Source organism: Mesorhizobium sp. C416B (assembly GCF_030323165.1).
In the GTDB taxonomy this organism is placed as follows: Bacteria; Pseudomonadota; Alphaproteobacteria; order Rhizobiales; family Rhizobiaceae; genus Mesorhizobium.
This window is the reverse complement of the sequence record NZ_CP100471.1, coordinates 4,391,067-4,407,620: the sequence shown is the minus strand read 5'-3', so window position 1 is coordinate 4,407,620 and position 16,554 is coordinate 4,391,067. Positions and strand designations below refer to the sequence as shown.

Sequence of the window (16,554 nt, the reverse complement as noted above, 5' to 3'; positions counted from 1 at the left end):
GTCCCCCGCTAACGCTAATGTAGGTCGCCCCATAAGGTCTCAAAGCCATCACAAGACCGGCAAATGTGCTGCCGATTTGTTGACTAAAAGCCCGTGGCTGCTATGTGTCGCGCACTCTTTCCTGGGCTCTGCCAAGCCCACAAATTCCCACCCCGGAGGTACCATGACGTCGCGTGAACAACATGACCGGATGGCCAATGCGATCCGTTTTCTCTCCATGGACGCCGTCGAGAAGTCCCAGTCCGGCCATCCCGGCCTGCCCATGGGCTGCGCCGACATCGCCACAGTGCTGTTCACCCGCTTTCTGAAATATGATCCGAAGAACCCCCATTGGCCGGACCGAGACCGCTTCATCCTGTCGGCCGGCCATGGTTCTATGCTGCTCTACTCGCTGCTGCATCTGACCGGTTACGAGGACATGACCCTCGACCAGATCAAGCATTTCCGCCAGCTGGGTTCCAAGACTGCCGGCCATCCCGAATACGGCCATGCCACCGGCATCGAGACGACGACCGGCCCGCTCGGCCAGGGTCTCGCCAATTCGGTCGGCTTCGCGCTCGGCGAGCGCATCATGAACGCCGCCTTCGGCAACGACCTCGTCGACCACTACACCTATGTGCTGGCCGGCGACGGCTGCCTGATGGAAGGTGTTTCCCAGGAAGCCATCGCGCTGGCCGGCCACCTCAAGCTCAACAAGCTGATCGTCTTCTGGGACAACAACAACATCTCGATCGACGGTCCGGTTTCGCTTGCAGACAACACCGACCAGGTCGCCCGCTTCCAGGCCTCGGGCTGGAACGCCAGCCACATTGACGGCACCGACCCCGAGGCGATCGCCTACGCCATCGAAGCCGCCCGCCATTCCGACAAGCCGACGATGATCGCCTGCAAGACGACCATCGGCTTCGGCGCCCCGACCAAGGCCGGCACCAACAAGGCCCACGGTTCGCCGCTCGGTGCCGACGAGATCGCAGGCGCGCGGAAATTCTTCAACTGGGACTCGCCGCCCTTCGAAATTCCGGCCGACATTCTCGACGCCTGGCGCACCGCCGGCAAGGCCGGCGTCAAGCCGCGCACCGACTGGGAAGGCCGCCTGGCCAAGGCCAAGTCTGAGTTGAAGACCGAGTTCGAGCGCCGCCTCGCCGGCAAGCTGCCGTCGAATTTCGATGCCGTCATTGCCGACTACAAGAAGAAGCTGTCGGCCGACAAGCCGAAGGTCGCCACCCGCAAATCGTCGGAAATGGCGCTGGAAGTCATCAATGGCGCGGTGCCGGAAACCATCGGCGGCTCTGCCGACCTCACCGGCTCCAACAACACCAAGACCAGCCAGACCAAGAACATCACGCCGGACGATTACGGCCAGCGCTATGTCCACTACGGCATCCGCGAGCATGGCATGGCGGCCGCCCTCAACGGCCTGACGCTGCATGGCGGCCTCATCGCCTATGGTGGCACCTTCATGTGCTTCTCCGACTATGCCCGTCCGTCGATGCGGCTGGCGTCGCTGATGGGCATCCGCTCGATCTTCGTCATGACCCATGATTCGATCGGTTTGGGCGAAGACGGCCCGACCCACCAGCCGGTCGAGCACCTGGCGGCGCTCCGCGCCATCCCCAACCACAATGTCTTCCGCCCGGCCGACGCGGTGGAAACCGCCGAATGCTGGCAGATCGCCATTGAATCGGAAAAGACCCCGTCCACCCTGGCGCTCACCCGTCAGAACCTGCCGACGGTGCGCACCGAGCACTCGGCCAGGAACCTCTCGAGCCAGGGCGCCTATGAACTGGCCGCGGCGAGCGGCGAAGCGGCGGTGACGATCTTCGCCACCGGCTCCGAGGTCGAGATCGCGCTCGGCGCCCGTGATTTGCTTGAAAAGCACGGGCACCCGACCCGCGTCGTCTCGGTGCCTTGCTTCGAACTGTTCGACCAGCAGAGCGACGCCTACCGCAAGGAGACGATCGGCAACGCGCCGATCAAGATGGCGATCGAGGCTGGCATCCGTCAGGGCTGGGATCACCTGATCGGCTCCGACGGCATCTTCATCGGCATGACCGGCTTTGGCGCTTCCGGCACCATCGAGCAGCTCTACCCGCATTTCGGCATCACCGCCGAAGCCGCGGCCAAGGCGGCGGAAGCCCGCCTGCACGGCCAGTAAGATCAGGGTCAGTCCCGCGCACCTCCGAGGCGGATTCGCGGGGTGGACCAACCTAATCGATTTAAATTCGGCCTTCTGCGGCTGGATTCTTGTGCCATCCGCCGCTATGAAGCTGCGGACCCATCTGCCGCCTCCAGCTCCCAGGGAGAGTAAAATGACCGTCAGAGTTGCCATCAACGGATTTGGCCGCATCGGCCGCAACATCCTGCGCGCCATCCATGAATCCGGCCGCAAGGACATCGACGTGGTCGCCGTCAACGACCTCGGCCCGGTCGAGACCAACGCGCATCTGCTGCGCTATGACAGCGTGCACGGCCGCTTCCCGCACGAAGTGTCGGTCTCGGGCGACCAGATCACCGTCGGCAAGGAGACCTTCAAGGTCACCGCGATCAAGGACCCGGCGCAACTGCCGTGGAAGGAACTCGGCATCGACATCGCGCTCGAATGCACCGGCATCTTCACCGCCCGCGACAAGGCTGCCGCGCATTTGACCGCCGGCGCCAAGCGCGTCGTCGTCTCCGCGCCTGCCGAAGGTGCTGACCTCACCGTCGTCTACGGCATCAACCACGACAAGCTGACCAAGGACCACATCGTGATCTCGAATGCGTCCTGCACCACCAACTGCCTGGCGCCGCTGGCCGCAGTGCTGCACGAGACCGTCGGCATCGAAAAGGGCATGATGACGACGATCCACTCCTACACCGGCGACCAGCCGACGCTGGACACCATGCACAAGGATCTCTACCGCGGCCGCGCGGCTGCCCTGTCGCAGATCCCGACCTCGACCGGTGCGGCCAAGGCGATCGGCCTGGTGCTGCCCGACCTCAAGGGCAAGCTCGACGGCATCTCGATCCGCGTGCCGACCCCCAACGTCTCGGTTGTCGACTTCAAGTTCATCGCCAAGCGCGCCACCACCGTGCAGGAGATCAACGAAGCGGTGATCGCCGCCTCCAACGGCAAGCTCAAGGGCATTCTCGGCGTCACCCATCATCCGAATGTGTCGATCGACTTCAACCACGATCCGCGCTCGTCGATCCTGGCGCTCGACCAGACCAAGGTCATGGACGGCAACTTCGCTTCGGTGCTGTCCTGGTACGACAATGAGTGGGGCTTCTCCAACCGCATGGCCGACACCTCGGTCGCCTTCGGCAAGACCATCGCCTGACCTGAAGGCATCGTCTTGCAGCTTCGAACGCCCGGCTTTGCCCGGGCGTTTTTCGTCAGCGCGCCGGGCAAGGCGCGCCGAGCCGCCAAACGCCGGAAAATCAGCGGCATAAGGCAAAAAGCCACCCTTGCGCCTTGCACCGGCCATGCCTTCGCCCCACTCTCCCGTGAATCGGTAGAAAGAGGAATTCGAGGGGCAAATCACGGATGGAGCATGCGATCTATCTCGTCACGCTGGTCGGCACAGCGCTAGTCGTCGCCGCAGCGTTCTCGAGCCTGATCGCCTTTCGCTTCGGCGCCCCTTTGCTGCTGCTCTTCCTCTGCATCGGCCTCGCCAGCGGCGTCGATGGTCTCGGCATCGAATTCGACAATGCGCGCGTGGCATATTTTGCCGGCTCACTGGCGCTGGCGGTCATCCTGTTCGATTCCGGTTTCGGCACGCCGCTCAACGCGCTGCGCCAGGCGGCCGGACCGGCGCTGTCGCTGGCGACCTTCGGCGTAATCCTGACCACTGGCCTGTTCGGCGCCGCCGCCTATTACCTGCTCGACCTCAGCTGGCTGGAATCCTTCCTGCTTGGAGCTGCCGTCGCCTCGACCGACGCGGCTGCGGTGTTCTTCCTGCTGCGCGCCGGCGAGATCAATCTGCGCGAGCGCGTGCGCGCGACACTGGAAGTCGAATCCGGCACCAACGACCCGATCGCCATCTTCCTGACCATCACGCTGGTCGAGATCATCGCTGCCCACACCAATCCCGAGACCCATGTGCTGGTCACCGACCTGATCCTCGGCTTCCTGCTCAATATGGGGCTCGGCGCCGTCGTCGGCGTGCTTGGCGGGCTCGGCATCGTGCGCCTCGTCGACCGGCTCAACCTCGACCATGGCTTGCTGCCGATCTTCGTGCTGACCCTGTCGCTGATGGTGTTCGCCGCCGCCGGCGCCATTGGCGGCTCGGGCTTCCTGGCGGTCTATCTCGCCGGGCTGATTGCCGGCAACTCCGACATCCGCGCCGTCACCATCCTGAAGCGCTTCCAGGACGGCATGTCGTGGCTGGCACAGATCATCATGTTCCTGATCCTCGGCCTGTTCGCGACACCCTCGCAGTTTCCGGCGATCATGGTGCCGGCGGTGCTGCTCGGCCTGTTCCTGATGTTTGTCGCGCGCCCTGTCGCCGTCTGGCTCTGCCTGATCCCGTTCCGCCTGCCGCGTCCCGAGATCGCCTTCGTCTCCTGGGTCGGCCTGCGCGGCGCCGTGTCCATCCTGCTTGCCATCACCCCACTGCTCGGCGGACTGGAGAACGGCCGCACCATCTTCAACGTCGCCTTCATCATCGTGCTGGTATCGCTGGTGGTGCAGGGCTGGTCGGTCGGTCCGCTGGCGCGCCGGCTCGGCCTTATCGTGCCGGCGAGACTCGGGCCGCTCGACAAGGTCGAACTCGAACTGCCGGGCTCCGCCCACCACGAACTGCTCGCCTACCGCGTCGCGCCCGGCAGCCCGGTGGCGCGCGGCGAGCGCATCCCGCGCTGGGCACGGCCCTCGCTGGTGCTGCGCGACGGCCGCTCGATGCGTTTCCAGGACATGGGCCGGCTCGCGGCCGGCGACCAGGTCTACATCTTCGTGCCCGACCGCTATCCGCGCCTGCTTGACAAGCTGTTTGCCAGCCGCGCCGTAGTCGACCCCGAGGATGCCGACTTCTTCGGCGCCTTTGCCGTCGATCCCGCCCGCTCGGCCGCAGAGCTCGAGGCCGCATACACTCCGGGATTGAGCGAAGCCGAGCAGAAGCTCACCGTCGGCGCGCTGGTGACGGCGCGGCTCGGCGGCCATGCCGAATATGCCGACCGGGTGCTGATCGGCCCGATCGAATTGATCGTCCGCGACGTCGACGACAAGGGCAAGATCACCGGTCTCGGCCTCTCCTTCGAGCCGACCGCGCCGGTGGCGCGGGTTCCGGTGTTCCTGAGCGCCGGCGAGATCGGCGATCGGGTCTCCGCCTTCATCCGCAACTGGCACCAGCCGACCGAGACGCAGACTGCAGAGGCGATAGCCAATGAGAAGGCCCTTGAGCCGACGGCGGAAAAGATAACGACCGAAGGCTGACAAGCGATCGGTTCACGCTGACGTCCCGCATCATCACGACAGCCTTCGCCTTGATCTCAAAATTTAGCTCGCACCCCGGCTCAAGCCTTGCATCGTCATCGATGCGAGGTATGGTCCCGGCGATTTTTCACGGAAAGGTATCAGCATGGCCGCCTTCAAGACACTCGACGATATCGGCAATATCAGCGGCAAGCGCGTGCTGGTGCGCGTCGACCTCAACGTGCCCGTCGCCGACGGCAAGGTCACCGACGCCACCCGCATCGAACGCATCGCGCCGACCATCGCCGAACTGTCCGGCAAGGGCGCCAAGGTCATCCTGCTCGCGCATTTCGGCCGCCCGAAGGATGGTCCCTCGCCCGAATTCTCGCTGGAGCCGATCGCCAAGGCTGCCGCGGAGGTGCTTGGCCGCCCCGTCGGCTTTGCCGGCGACTGCGTCGGCGACACGGCGGGCAGTGCGGTCGCCGCCATGAACAAGGGCGATGTGCTGCTGCTGGAAAACACCCGCTTCCACAAGACCGAGGAGAAGAACGACCCGGCCTTCACAGAGCGGCTCGCCGCCAATGGCGATATCTTCGTCAACGACGCCTTTTCCGCCGCCCACCGGGCGCACTCCTCGACCGAAGGCCTGGCGCGGCTGTTGCCGTCCTATGCCGGCCGCACCATGCAGGCCGAGCTCGAGGCGCTGGAGAAGGGGCTCGGCAATCCGGTCCGCCCTGTCGTCGCCATTGTCGGCGGCGCCAAGGTGTCGACCAAGATCGACTTGTTGATGAACCTGGTGAAGAAGGTCGACGCGCTGGTGATCGGCGGCGGCATGGCCAACACTTTTATCGCCGCGCGTGGCACCGCTGTTGGCAAGTCGCTGTGCGAGCATGACCTTGCCGCGACCGCCAAGCAGATCATGATCGAGGCCGCCGAAGCCGGCTGCGCCATCATCCTGCCTGTCGACGGTGTCGTCGCCAAGGAATTCAAGGCGGGTGCCGCCAGCGAGACCGTTGCCATTTCGGATGTCCCGGCTGACGGCATGATCCTCGATGTCGGCGAAAAGACCGTGAAGACGATCGGTGAATGGATCGACCGCGCCGCGACGCTGGTCTGGAACGGCCCGCTCGGCGCCTTCGAGATCGAGCCTTTCGACCACGCCACGGTGGCGGCGGCCAGGCACGCGGCGGCCCGCACCAGGGCCGGCAAGCTGGTCTCGGTCGCCGGTGGCGGCGACACGGTGGCCGCCCTCAACCATGCCGGCGTCGCCGACGACTTCACCTATGTCTCGACCGCCGGTGGCGCTTTCCTGGAATGGATGGAAGGCAAGCCGCTGCCCGGCGTCGACGTCCTGAAGAAGCAGGCCTGATCGGGACGAGGGCGTCAAACGAGGCGCTGGAAACTTTCAATCGATTCGAGCTTTCCGATGCCATTCCTTTGGCGGTAGACTTCCCTTAAGCGCGGAACAACACCGTCAAGGAGAAGCAAAAATGAGCGAACGTCTCGAAGACATTGCCGCCGCGATGGTGGCCGGCGGCAAGGGCCTGCTGGCCGCCGATGAGAGCTCCGGCACCATCAAGAAGCGCTTCGACGTTATCGGCGTCGAATCGACCGCCGATAGCCGCCGCGACTACCGCGAGATGATGTTCCGCGCCAAGGACGCAATGACGAAGTACATCTCCGGCGTCATTCTCTACGACGAGACCATCCGTCAGAAGGCTGCCGACGGCACGCCTCTGGTCGACATCATCAAGGCGGCGGGCGCCATTCCCGGCATCAAGGTCGATGCCGGCGCCAAGCCACTCGCCGGCTTTCCCGGCGATACCGTTACCGAAGGCCTCGACGGCTTGCGCGAGCGGCTCGCGGATTATTACAAGCTCGGCGCCCGCTTTGCCAAATGGCGCGCGGTGATCGACATCGACACCGGCAAGGGCGTGCCCTCGGCCAATTCGATTGCCTCCAATGCCCATGCGCTGGCCCGCTATGCCGCACTGTGCCAGGAGGCCGGCATCGTGCCGATCGTCGAACCGGAAGTGCTGATGGACGGCGCGCACGACATTGCCACCTGCTACGACATCTCGAAGGCAACGCTGATCAAGCTCTATGACGAGCTGCATGCGGCGCGCGTTGTGCTGGAAGGCACCATCCTGAAGCCGAACATGGTGCTGGCCGGCAGGAAATCAGGCAAGGTGAGCAGCCCCGAAGAGGTCGCGGAAAAGACCATAAAACTGTTCCGCGAAACCGTAGCGGCAGCGGTGCCGGGCATCGCCTTCCTTTCGGGCGGGCAGTCGGACGAGGAGGCTACCGCCAACCTCAACGCCATCAACGCCATCGGCCCGCATCCGTGGAAGCTGACCTTCTCCTATGGCCGCGCCTTGCAGGCCGCCCCGCAAAAGGCCTGGAGCGGCAAGGCATCGAACGTCGCCGCCGGCCAGGCCGCCTTCACCCATCGTGCCCACATGAACCATCTGGCGGCGCTGGGACAATGGACGGCGAGCCTCGAACAGGCCGCCTGAGCGCAGTCCTCCCGTTGTCATACAACCCGGGCCGATGCGCCCGGGTTTGTTTATGCAAAGCCCGGCTTGGACGGAGTTCGTCCATCCTTATCTCCTTTTCGGCAAAAGCTGACGGCGATGTCGGTTTCTGCCCACCCCAGACGTCCTTGGGTGAACAGACAGGGAGAACTTCATGACTCGCAGCAAGGTGGTTTCGCGTGAAGACTGGTTTGAGGCGCACAAGGCGCATCTGGCGCGCGAGAAGGAATTGACACGGTTGCGTGAGCGCATCGCCGCCGAGCGGCGTGAACTGCCCTGGATGAAAATCCGCAAGGACTATGTCTTCGAGACCGAGCAGGGTCCGAAGAACCTGGCCGGACTGTTCGGCGCCAACAGCCAACTGATCGTCTACCACTTTATGATGACGCCAGGATCGAACCACCGCTGCGAAGGATGCTCCTTCCTTGCCGACCATATAGACGGCGCCGATCAGCATCTCAGGCACCACGACGTGTCGCTGGTGGTGGTTGCGCGCGCGCCGCTGGCGGAACTGCTGCCTTACAAGCAGCGTATGGGCTGGAAATTCGACTGGGTGTCGTCCTACGCCTCGGATTTGAACTTCGACATGCAGGTCTCCTTCACCGACAAGCAGATCGCGGCCGGCGACACCACCTACAATTTCGAGACGCGTCCGCGCACGTCAAAGGACCTTCCCGGCACCAGTGTTTTCTACAAGGAAGAGAACGGCGACATATTCGTTACCTTTATGTCGCGCGCCCGCGGCGGCGAGGCCCAGATCGGCACTTACGACTATCTCGACATGACACCGAAGGGCCGCGGCGAAAATGGCCCTTATCATAGCCTGATGGACTGGGTGCGGCTGCATGACGAATATCAGGACAAGCAGGCGGACAAGCCGAACTGCTGCGACTAGAAGCTCGTTCACCTCAGGCGAAACTTGCGCTAAGGCTGCCGCTGATCTCTAAACGGTATCGCCATGCGCTTCCCGGCCCTTCTTACCTGGCTCGCCTACCCCGTTTATGTCTGGCAGGGCCTCGGCGTGCGCCGCCGCACCACCCGCATGCTGCCGGCACAAGGGCCGGTCATGCACGAAATATCGGGCAAGGCGCCGGCCATCTCGCTGCTGGTGCTGGGCGATTCCTCGGCCGCTTCCGTCGGCATCGGCAATTCCGAGAACGGGCTTGCCGCGCAGCTTGCAATGCTGGTCGCAAAACGAACCGGCCTTGCCGTGCGCTGGCGCGCCGCCGGATTCAACTCGGCAACGTCGGGCCAGATCCGCGACCATGTGCTGCCCAATCTGTCGGCCGATCGGTGGACGCATATAGTGCTGGCCATCGGCACCAACGACACCAAGAATTTCCACTCGGTGCCGCGCTTCAAGAAGGAGTTCGGCGGCCTGCTTTACGCGCTGCGCGCCAAATGGCCGGAGGCCCGCGTCGTCTGGTCGCCGGTGCTGGAATTCACCCGTGCGCCGGCCATGCCGCCGCTGCTCGGCAAGATACTCGAAATCCGCGCTACCGCAACGAACCGCATGGGCGAGCGCCTCTGTTTCGAGCGCGGCGCCGTGCCGGCGCCACGGCTGCCGATCACCAACCCTGAGGCCGGCTTTGCCTCCGATGGCTTTCATGCCTCGGAAGCCGGTTACCGCGCCTGGGCCGAACATCTGGTCGGATGGGTGCTCGCCGATTGACCTGAGGGGGCACAAGCTCGGACTGGTGGGCTTCAGAGAACTGACGCGAGTATTTCCAAATACTGTTGATTGCAGCCTGCTTCCAATGGATCTGAGCCAGAATATCATCCAGCAGCAATGGATGAGCTACGGCCTGGATTCCGAAACCGGCAACGACACCTGCACGCTGACCGGCAACCGCGCCGAATCGAGCAAGCATGTCATTCCGGCCGGCCCGGCCAACGCCACGCCTTTTATTGCGGCGAACCTGCCGGAATTCATGACGACGCGCGGTGGCGATTACTTCTTCGTGCCCAGCCTCAACGCCATCCGGATGATTGCCATGGGAACGGTGGACCCGACCTGACCCTCAAGGCTATGCCCAGTGCCCCAGCGCACCCGCCAGCGCGATGGCCGCCATGGCGATCAGGGCCAGCTTCCAGAAATCGCCGCGCCGCTTCAGGCCCGGCCAGCCGAGCGGCTTGATCAGCTGAATGGCCATCATGCCGATGATGACGAGCGCGAGGAGTTTCGACATGCCCGCCTTTGAGCAGCATCGCGACGGGCTGTCAAAGCGGTTCTTGCATGGTCTCGGTCGACTTGGCCATTCCTGACAAAAGGCTCGTTTCCGAACCGACCGCGAAGCACCTCGCAGCTTTCTTCAACGACCTGTCATGCTCCTGACAGACTGCTGTCAGGAGGGGTATGCAATAGTGTCTCCATCAGAGAAGAGGAGATGGTCATGAACAGCTTTGGTATTTTGAACAGCGTACAGCACTATGTCGGCAAGATCCGCACGATGCGCAATGAAGTTCGTACCCAGCGCTTCCTGAACTCCTTGCCGGCGGACATCCGCAAGGACATTGGCTGGCCGGATATGTATGAGGGTCACAGCCGCATTCGCGAGATCTGAGGCGTTTTACATGACAATGCTTGGATGCGGACCCCGCAACGCCCGGATCATTGACATCGACCCCCGGGCGGCGACCCCTCGGGCTGGCGCAAAGACTTTTGGCGCCTGCTACGGACAATGCTGAAGGCTCCTGACAGAATGCTGTCAGGAGCACCATGCCATAAACGTGTCAGGAGACATGAATGGTGAAAAGCTGGAACGACAGGCTGAACACGCCGGGCGTCAACGGCGTGAAGCCGACGCCACGCACAATGGGCAACGTCGTCGAGGGCCAGCCGATGCTGGTGCCGACGGCCCGTCAGGTCGATGATTTCATCCGCACGATCCCCAACGGCCTCGAGATGGATGTACGCGCCTTGCGCACCGCGCTCGCCATCGAGCATGGGGCGCAAGTGACATGTCCGGTCACCATCGGCTATCATCTGCGAACCGTCGCCGAAGCCGCCAATGAGGATCTCGAACGCGGCATGACGCTGAACGATATCACGCCGTACTGGCGTGTGCTCGACGTGAACACGCCGACAACGAAGAAGTTGTCCTTCGGCGCGGAATTCGTCGCCGTGCAGCGCAAGCGCGAAGGACTTAAACCATAATGCGTGTCGCCCAAAAGTGCGCAGCGGTTTTTGGGAGAACGACAAGCATAAAACAGGACATGGATGTCACCCGGAACCGGTTTTGGGACCATGACATTCATAGACAAGCAGCCGAGGGACCATACGATGCGACGTGCCGACAGGCTCTTTCAGATCGTGCAGCACCTGCGTGGCGGCCGGCTGGTCACCGCCCAGAAGCTCGGCACATGGCTCGAGGTTTCCGAGCGGACCATCTACCGCGATATCGCCGATTTGCAGTCGACCGGAGTGCCGATCGACGGCGAGGCCGGCGTCGGCTACATGATGAGGGAGGGTTTCGACCTTCCGCCGCTGATGTTCACGCGTGACGAAATCGTCGCGCTGGTCGCCGGCGCCCGCATGGTGCGGGCCTTTGGCGGCGCGGCCATGGCGCGTGCGGCCGACGAGGCGCTGGTCAAGATCGGCGCCGTCCTGCCCGACGCCGAGAAGGACCGCATCGCCCGCACCGAGATCCACACGCCGATGTGGGTGGTGAGCGACGCCGCGCGTGAGGCGATCGACGTGATCGAGCGCGCTGTCGAGAAGCGACAGGTGCTGACCATCGACTACCGCGACGAGGCCGGCCGCGGCACCGGGCGTGACATCCGTCCGCTCGGTCTGTGGTTCTGGGGCAAGGTATGGACGCTGGTTGCCTGGTGCGAGATGCGCGACGATTTCCGCGCCTTCCGCATCGACCGCATCGGCTCGGTGGTCATCGCCGGCCGCATCTTCAAGCCTGAGCGCGGCAAGCAGCTTGCCGACTTCTACCGCGCCGTCGAACGCTCGGAGGACTATGGCATGACGCCGGACCGGGCGGCGCGCAGCTGAGACTTCGATAATCAATGAAAAAGCCCGCTCGAAGCGGGCTTTTTTGATGAACTGTCGCAAACCTTACTCGTCGTCCGCATCTTCCTTCTTGGACTTGAGCGCCGAGAGCTTGGCGAACACGGCGTTTGCGTCGAGCTCGGCATCCTCGTCCTTCGGCTTCTCCGGCGCCGGCACCAGGCGCTCGGTCACGGCAGCCGGCAGCAGCGTGTCGCCGACAGGCTGCGCCTGCTCGCGGCCGCGCGAGGCGCGGTTGACTTCCATGTCGAGGTCGATCTGCGAAGCGAGACCCAGCGTCACCGGGTCCATCGGCTGCAGATTGGCCGAATTCCAGTGCTTGCGCTCGCGGATCTGTTCGATCGTCGACTTGGTCGTGCCGACCAGGCGCGAAATCTGCGCGTCCTTCAATTCCGGATGGTTGCGGACCAGCCACAGGATGGCGTTGGGCCGGTCCTGGCGCTTCGACAGCGGTGTGTAGCGGGGACCCTTGCGCTTGGATTCCGGCACCCGCACCTTGGGGTCGGACAGTTTCAGGCGCTGGTTCGGATCCTTCTCGGCGCGCGCGATCTCGTCGCGGGTCAGCTGTCCGGTCATGATCGGATCCATGCCCTTGATGCCCTGCGCCGATTCGCCGTCGGCGATCGCCTTGACCTCGAGCGGATGCAACCCGCAGAACTGCGCGATCTGCTCGAAGGAAAGCGCGGTGTTGTCGACCAGCCAGACGGCGGTCGCCTTGGGCATCAGCAGCGTATTGGCCATTTCAAAAATCCTTCTCGTTCGCCCGCGTTCCCGCGCGGGCGGTGGTTTAGAGCCACCAAAATGGGAAATTCGCGGCCTGTATAACCGCTCCGCTGCCGTTTCGCAATGTTTTTGGCACAGGGCGCAGCCGTCGGACACCGGACAGCGGGGGAGGCAGGAGGACCTCGGCTCCGGCGATCATTGATGCCGAGTTGTACAGGGGGTCCAAAACGACAAAACCCGCCGGACAGGGTCCAGCGGGCTCGGAACCGGCGACGGGATACCGTCTGCGGCGGCTCTTGCTTCTGCCGCGTGGTCAGGCCTCATCGGCCGACCAGGCTTCGAATTAGATGGCCTTGCGGGCAATCCTCTCGATGTCGCCGCGGCTGATGCCGAGGTCGCTGAGCTGACGGGCGTTGAGCTTGTTCAGCTCGCGCACGGTTTCGTTGTACATACGCCAGTTACGGAAAGCGCGGATCGGGTTCATGGTTGTCCTCCAGTTGTTAGATCAAATCGTTTCGATGACGCTTAGATAGGCAGTGCTGCCCACGAATTGAACAGACGTCTTTGCATAGCCGCAATGCAAATGCTGCATTGCAGCATTAAGCTTGTGTTCATCTTGCCGACAGGCTGAGCGCGGAGCATGGCGCGAGGTTCAGGTCAGGCCGAGCAGAGAATGGCGGCTCCCGAGAACCGGCCTACGCCCGCCGTAGCCTTCATAGAGCGGAGGCATTTATGACGGCTACGGCCGGCGAAGGCCGGAGCGAAGCGTACTTCAGTACGAAGCACCGGCCTACGCCGGCCGTAGCCTTAACTGCCGCAACGCCTCATGAGGGCTTCGGCCGGCGAAGGCCGGAAGCGCAGGGAGCCGCCATTCGCAGGCCGGCCTCACCTAAATCTCGCCCCATCTAGCCGACGTCGAGAACGATCTTGCCTATATGCTCGCCCTCTTCCATGCGCTCATGCGCCCGCCAGGCGTCGGTCAGCGGGAAGATCATGTCCATCACCGGCGCTACCTTCCGGGTGCCGAGCAGCGGCCACACCTGTGCTTCCAGTGCGGCGGCGAGCGCCGCCTTGAACTCGACCGTGCGAGGCCGCAGCGTCGAGCCGGTGTGGGTCAGCCGCTTGACCATGATTTTCGAGAAATCGGCGCTCGCCACCGCGCCGGCCTGGACGGCGATCTGGACGATCCTGCCCTCGACCGCGGCGGCCTCGTAGTTGCGCGCGATATAGTCGCCGCCGACCATGTCGAGAATGACGTCGGCCCCCTTGCCGCCGGTCGCATCCTTGACCGCCGCGACGAAATCCTCCTCGCGGTAGTTGATCGCCCGGTCGGCGCCGAGTTTCAGGCAGGCGTCGCATTTTTCCTTGCTGCCGGCGGTGGTGACGACATAGGCGCCGAAGGCCGACGCCAGCTGGATCGCCGTGGTGCCGATGCCCGATGAGCCGCCATGGACCAGCAGCGTCTCACCCTTTTTCAGGCCGCCGCGCTCGAACACATTGTGCCAGACGGTGAAATAGTTTTCCGGAACCGCGGCCGCCTCCGTGTGGGTGAAGCCGGCGGGCAGCGGCAGCACGCTGCCGGCATGAACCTTTACATATTCGGCATAACCGCCCCCCGGCGTCAGCGCGCAGACCCGGTCGCCGATGCGCCAGCGCGATATGTCGTCGCCAAGGACGGCCACTTCGCCCGATGCCTCGAGACCGGGCAGGTCGGAAGCGCCGGGCGGCGCCGGATAGGCGCCCTTGCGCTGCTGCACGTCGGGGCGGTTGACGCCGGCCGCACGCACCCGGATCAGGATTTCGCCGGGACCAGGCACCGGCACGTCGCGCGTTTCCGGTTTCAGCACCCGCGGCCCGCCCGGTTGCGAGATTGCAATGGCCGTCATCGTGGCTGGAATTTTATGTCCGCTCGCCATGAAATTTCCCGTCTCGGTCCGCCGGCTGCCAGCTTCTTGCCGGCTGTTTGCATCTACGCCCCTGCCCTATGTATGCTGATTGCCGGATCAGGCAAATGGCCAAATCAGCCCCAATACTGAATAGGGAGGAGCGACGATGGCGATCTTCGACGACGAACCCAAGAAGAAAGCCCGCCCGCATGAGATCGGACAGGATCTGTCGCTGCTTTCGGTCGGTGACCTGACCGAACGGATCAGCATCCTGCGCGAGGAGATTGCCCGGCTCGAAGCCGAGCTCCAGACCAAGGGCAGCACCAAATCGGCGGCCGAAGCCCTGTTTCGCCGCGGCTAGTTTTCGCGTTAGTTTCGGCGTTGAGCATCCGCCGCCGAAAAGCCCGAATGCGCCTGTCTTCAGACCCCGCCACCGAATCTCCAGACGGATCAAACAATGTTTGCAAGCTACAGGCCGATCCTCTCGCTGCTTCGCGGCACCGCTTTCCTGCTCGCGGCTTCGGGATTGCACGGCCTGTTGTTGCCGTTGCGCGGCCAGCTCGAAGGGTTTTCGACCGCATCGCTCGGCCTGATGGGCACGGCCTGGGCCGGTGGCTTCGTCACCGGCTGCTTCTTCGCACCGCGCCTGGTGCGCCGCGCCGGCCACGTCCGGGCGTTCGGCGCCTTTGCCGCTTCGGGCGCCATCGTGGCGTTGCTTACCGGCCTGATCATCGACGAATATGTCTGGATCCTGCTGCGCGCCTTCACCGGCTTCACCATGGCCGGAGCCTTCATGGTCATCGAAAGCTGGCTGAACGAGAAGGCCACCAACGAGAACCGCGGCACCGTCTTCGGCCTCTACATGATGGTCACCTATGCCTCGATCATGGGCGGCCAGATGATCGTTGCCGGCGGCGACGTCAGATCGGCATCGCTGTTCATGATCACCGGCATATTGTTCTGCCTGTCGCTGATCCCGACCGCGGTGTCGTCGGCTTCGTCTCCCAAGCCTTTGCAGGACGTCAAGCTCGACGTCAAAGGTCTCTACGCCAACTCGCCGGTGTCGGCGATCGCCTGCCTGTTGGTCGGCATCGCCAATGGCGCCTGGGGCACGCTTGGCGCCGTCTACGGCGCCCGTATCGGCATCTCCACCGCCCAGATCGCACTGATGATGAGCCTTGTCGTTATTGCCGGCGCGGCCATGCAGCTTCCGGCCGGACGCCTCTCCGACAAGACCGACCGCCGTTTCGTGCTGGCGGGCGCGGCTTTCGGCGCCGCACTGTTCGCCATCCTGATCTTCCTGTTCGAACCGCGTTCCGCCGTCCTCGTCATTGTCTTCGCCGCTGCCTACGGCGCCTTTGCCTACACGCTCTATTCGATCGCCGTGGCGCATGCCAACGACCACGCCCGATCGGAGGATTTCGTCAAGGTCTCGGGCGGCCTGCTGCTTCTGTATGGCTTCGGAACCATGATCGGGCCCTTGCTGGCTGCCGCCCTGATGGGCTGGCTCCGCCCCGAAGGCCTGTTCCTGGCCACCGCGCTGGCGCATCTCAGCCTCGCCGCCTACACGTTGCTGCGCATCAGCCGCCGCGCGCCGGTGCCGATCGAAGACCGCGATGCCTTCAAGACCCAGCCGGCCGATCGCTCGGTCACCCCTGAAGCACTGCGGCTCAGAAAAGCGGAAGCCGACGGTTGAGATTTGAAAAGCTTTGCCCCACAAGTATAGGCATGATCTTTTCTGACGCCTTCATGGCGATTGCCGACCCCAACCGGCGCTATCTTCTGGAAGAGCTCCGGCGTGGCCCGAAAACCGTCAACGAGCTGGCTTCGGGCCTTCCAGTCTCCCGCCCGGCCGTGTCCCAGCACTTGAAAGTGTTGCTGGACGCCGGTCTGGTTCAGGCCAGGGCCGAGGGCACGAGGCGCGTCTATACAGTCAGCAGTGCCGGCTTCCTCAAGCTCAATATTTGGCTTGATCAGTTCTGGGAAGCATAGGCCGAGATT

18 protein-coding genes are annotated in these 16,554 nt (G+C 63.8%); 14 read left to right on the top strand and 4 right to left on the bottom strand.

Annotated features, from left to right (window positions below; all coding sequences use genetic code 11):
• Positions 1 to 163 precede the first annotated feature (163 nt).
• The 8 genes from tkt (at position 164) to NLY43_RS21485 (ending at position 9,944) form a co-directional block, all read left to right on the top strand.
• Positions 164 to 2,155: a transketolase gene (gene tkt / locus NLY43_RS21520; protein WP_023711662.1), complete on the top strand. Its 1,992-nt coding sequence runs from the start codon at positions 164 to 166 to the stop codon at positions 2,153 to 2,155.
• A 154-nt stretch (positions 2,156 to 2,309) separates the two neighbouring features.
• The gene (gap, locus tag NLY43_RS21515; protein ID WP_023711661.1) at positions 2,310 to 3,320 is read left to right on the top strand and encodes a type I glyceraldehyde-3-phosphate dehydrogenase; all 1,011 of its coding nucleotides are present in this window, start codon (positions 2,310 to 2,312) and stop codon (positions 3,318 to 3,320) included.
• A gap of 206 nt (positions 3,321 to 3,526) precedes the next feature.
• Positions 3,527 to 5,413 (top strand): potassium/proton antiporter, encoded by a 1,887-nt coding sequence (locus tag NLY43_RS21510; protein ID WP_023713276.1) that lies wholly within the window; start codon positions 3,527 to 3,529, stop codon positions 5,411 to 5,413.
• Positions 5,414 to 5,558: 145 nt separating this feature from the next.
• On the top strand, positions 5,559 to 6,761 hold the full coding sequence (locus NLY43_RS21505; protein ID WP_023711659.1) for a phosphoglycerate kinase: 1,203 nt from the start codon (positions 5,559 to 5,561) through the stop codon (positions 6,759 to 6,761).
• A gap of 121 nt (positions 6,762 to 6,882) precedes the next feature.
• Complete coding sequence (locus NLY43_RS21500) at positions 6,883 to 7,908, top strand: class I fructose-bisphosphate aldolase (RefSeq protein ID WP_023711658.1); 1,026 nt, start codon at positions 6,883 to 6,885, stop codon at positions 7,906 to 7,908.
• Between the two features lie 172 nt (positions 7,909 to 8,080).
• Positions 8,081 to 8,821, top strand: a complete 741-nt coding sequence (locus NLY43_RS21495; protein WP_023711657.1) for a DUF899 domain-containing protein — start codon at positions 8,081 to 8,083, stop codon at positions 8,819 to 8,821.
• 63 nt (positions 8,822 to 8,884) lie between these two features.
• On the top strand, positions 8,885 to 9,598 hold the full coding sequence (locus NLY43_RS21490) for an SGNH/GDSL hydrolase family protein (RefSeq protein ID WP_023711656.1): 714 nt from the start codon (positions 8,885 to 8,887) through the stop codon (positions 9,596 to 9,598).
• Positions 9,599 to 9,623: 25 nt separating this feature from the next.
• The gene (locus tag NLY43_RS21485; protein WP_155922469.1) at positions 9,624 to 9,944 is read left to right on the top strand and encodes a hypothetical protein; all 321 of its coding nucleotides are present in this window, start codon (positions 9,624 to 9,626) and stop codon (positions 9,942 to 9,944) included.
• A 9-nt stretch (positions 9,945 to 9,953) separates the two neighbouring features.
• On the opposite strand, the gene NLY43_RS21480 is transcribed toward NLY43_RS21485, so the two are convergent.
• Positions 9,954 to 10,115 carry a hypothetical protein gene (locus tag NLY43_RS21480; RefSeq protein ID WP_023683991.1) on the bottom strand — a complete coding sequence of 54 codons (162 nt, stop codon included), beginning with the start codon at positions 10,113 to 10,115 and terminating at the stop codon, positions 9,954 to 9,956.
• A gap of 204 nt (positions 10,116 to 10,319) precedes the next feature.
• On the opposite strand from NLY43_RS21480, the gene NLY43_RS21475 reads away from it, so the two are divergent.
• The 3 genes from NLY43_RS21475 (at position 10,320) to NLY43_RS21465 (ending at position 11,929) form a co-directional block, all read left to right on the top strand.
• A complete protein-coding gene (locus NLY43_RS21475) occupies positions 10,320 to 10,490 on the top strand; it encodes a hypothetical protein (protein ID WP_023670139.1) in 171 nt (56 codons plus the stop codon).
• 182 nt (positions 10,491 to 10,672) lie between these two features.
• Positions 10,673 to 11,083 carry a hypothetical protein gene (locus tag NLY43_RS21470; RefSeq protein WP_031199380.1) on the top strand — a complete coding sequence of 137 codons (411 nt, stop codon included), beginning with the start codon at positions 10,673 to 10,675 and terminating at the stop codon, positions 11,081 to 11,083.
• A gap of 126 nt (positions 11,084 to 11,209) precedes the next feature.
• On the top strand, positions 11,210 to 11,929 hold the full coding sequence (locus NLY43_RS21465) for a helix-turn-helix transcriptional regulator (RefSeq protein ID WP_023711653.1): 720 nt from the start codon (positions 11,210 to 11,212) through the stop codon (positions 11,927 to 11,929).
• A gap of 63 nt (positions 11,930 to 11,992) precedes the next feature.
• Here NLY43_RS21465 and NLY43_RS21460 read toward each other — a convergent pair whose 3' ends face one another.
• The 3 genes from NLY43_RS21460 to NLY43_RS21450 all read right to left on the bottom strand — a co-directional run bounded on the left by NLY43_RS21460 (position 11,993) and on the right by NLY43_RS21450 (position 14,583).
• Entirely contained in the window at positions 11,993 to 12,685 is a 693-nt protein-coding gene (locus NLY43_RS21460) for a DUF1013 domain-containing protein (RefSeq protein WP_023670142.1), read from the bottom strand.
• 325 nt (positions 12,686 to 13,010) lie between these two features.
• Positions 13,011 to 13,151 carry a DUF1127 domain-containing protein gene (locus tag NLY43_RS21455; protein WP_023670143.1) on the bottom strand — a complete coding sequence of 47 codons (141 nt, stop codon included), beginning with the start codon at positions 13,149 to 13,151 and terminating at the stop codon, positions 13,011 to 13,013.
• Positions 13,152 to 13,572: 421 nt separating this feature from the next.
• Positions 13,573 to 14,583 (bottom strand): NAD(P)H-quinone oxidoreductase, encoded by a 1,011-nt coding sequence (locus tag NLY43_RS21450; RefSeq protein ID WP_032903975.1) that lies wholly within the window; start codon positions 14,581 to 14,583, stop codon positions 13,573 to 13,575.
• 136 nt (positions 14,584 to 14,719) lie between these two features.
• Between NLY43_RS21450 and NLY43_RS21445 the strand changes: the two genes are divergently transcribed.
• From NLY43_RS21445 to NLY43_RS21435, 3 genes are all read left to right on the top strand, one after another.
• Positions 14,720 to 14,914, top strand: a complete 195-nt coding sequence (locus NLY43_RS21445; RefSeq protein WP_023670145.1) for a DUF1192 domain-containing protein — start codon at positions 14,720 to 14,722, stop codon at positions 14,912 to 14,914.
• A 96-nt stretch (positions 14,915 to 15,010) separates the two neighbouring features.
• Positions 15,011 to 16,249: an MFS transporter gene (locus tag NLY43_RS21440; RefSeq protein ID WP_023683997.1), complete on the top strand. Its 1,239-nt coding sequence runs from the start codon at positions 15,011 to 15,013 to the stop codon at positions 16,247 to 16,249.
• 32 nt (positions 16,250 to 16,281) lie between these two features.
• Positions 16,282 to 16,545: an ArsR/SmtB family transcription factor gene (locus tag NLY43_RS21435; protein WP_023690079.1), complete on the top strand. Its 264-nt coding sequence runs from the start codon at positions 16,282 to 16,284 to the stop codon at positions 16,543 to 16,545.
• Positions 16,546 to 16,554: the final 9 nt, after the last annotated feature.